We start from the raw sequence: 1,455 nt of genomic DNA on the forward strand, positions 1-1,455 counted from the left end.
CCGTAATGCCGTTCAGTTAAGCGACTGAACGGCATTTTTATTGTGCGCACAAAGTTGTTGTAAACAACGCATGGCGATGTTAACTTTCATCGCCATGCTGGCTGACGACCTTCACCATCTTGTCGAGTCACAATCGCCAGTCGATTTGAACCGGCTGGGCGAGCATCTGCCCTACGAATGGATCGAGCACGCGGTCCGGGCGAGCGGCGTTGCCAGTATTCGTCGGCGGCGTTTGCCGGCGCAACAAGTGGTCTGGCTGGTGATCGCGCTCGCGCTGTACCGGCACCAATCGATCAGCGAAGTCGTCGACGAACTCGACCTCGCGCTACCTGCACGCAATGCATCGTTTGTCAGCAAGAGCGCAGTGGCCCAAGCCCGGCAGCGAACCGGCGCAGCGCCTCTCGCCTGGCTCTTTCACGAATCGGCCCGCAATTGGGTCGCTCAGGATCAGGCGCAATTTCTGTTCAAAGGCCTCTCGCTGTTCGCGATGGACGGCACCACACTGCGCGCGGCCGATAGTGCCGCCAATCGAAAGCATTTTGGTGCGCAAGTGTGCGCGCACGACCGAGTCGGAAGCTACCCTCAAATCCGCGCGGTGACGCTCACCGCCATCCCTACGCACTTGGTACGCGATATCGAGTTCGGTCCTTATTGCATCAACGAGATGATCTCGGCGCGCGAACTCATCCCGCGCGTTCCCGCAAACTCGCTCACGGTGTTCGACAGAGGGTTCCTGTCGGCCCAACTCCTGTGCAACCTGGTCTCAGGCGGTGAGAACCGGCATTTCATTATTCCAGCCAAGTCCAATACACGTTGGGACGTCGTGGCGGGCAAACCGGGCGACCAGACGGTACGCATGCGGGTGTCACAGCAGGCTCGAAAGAAATGTCCGGAGCTGCCCGAGTTCTGGGAGGCCCGCGCTGTGCTGAGCATCGACGCCCGCGGTCGCCAGCGAGTCTTGCTGAGCTCCTTGGTTGATCGACGGCGTTTCAAGGCGGCAGACATCGTTTCTTGCTACCAGCGTCGCTGGCAAATTGAGACGAGCTATCATGAATTGAAGCAGTCGATGCTGGGTATGGAATTGACCTTTCGCAGCCAGACCGTGGAAGGGATCTACCAGGAAGTCTGGGGAACCTTGATCGCCTATAACCTGATTCGCCTGGAGATAGCCAAAGCCGCGCTCCAGGCCCAGCGCGCGCCGGAGGACCTAAGCTTCATTCGCGCATTCCACCCGATCCAATACGAACTGACCTGGGCCGCAGCAACGCGCTCGTACGGCAAGCTTCCCGCGTTGCTCACGCGCTTACGTGAGCGGCTCAAACAACTTTCCAACGAAAAACGGCCCGGGCGCAGTTGCGCTCGGGCCGTGAAATCCAGACCATTCCGTTACACCGTTCGGTACCTCAAAAGAGACCTTAACTGAACGGCATTACGGCCGAGGCCCGGTTTTTCTTC

At 59.0% G+C, this 1,455-nt stretch carries 1 protein-coding gene; it reads left to right on the plus strand.

Features of this window, described 5'->3' with window-relative positions; genetic code table 11:
* The first annotated feature begins 94 nt into the window (after window positions 1–94).
* Window positions 95–1,423 (plus strand): IS4 family transposase, encoded by a 1,329-nt coding sequence (locus M0D69_RS43590; RefSeq protein ID WP_301787974.1) that lies wholly within the window; start codon window positions 95–97, stop codon window positions 1,421–1,423.
* Window positions 1,424–1,455: the final 32 nt, after the last annotated feature.

The organism is Caballeronia sp. SEWSISQ10-4 2 (assembly GCF_030464885.1).
In the GTDB taxonomy this organism is placed as follows: Bacteria; Pseudomonadota; Gammaproteobacteria; order Burkholderiales; family Burkholderiaceae; genus Caballeronia.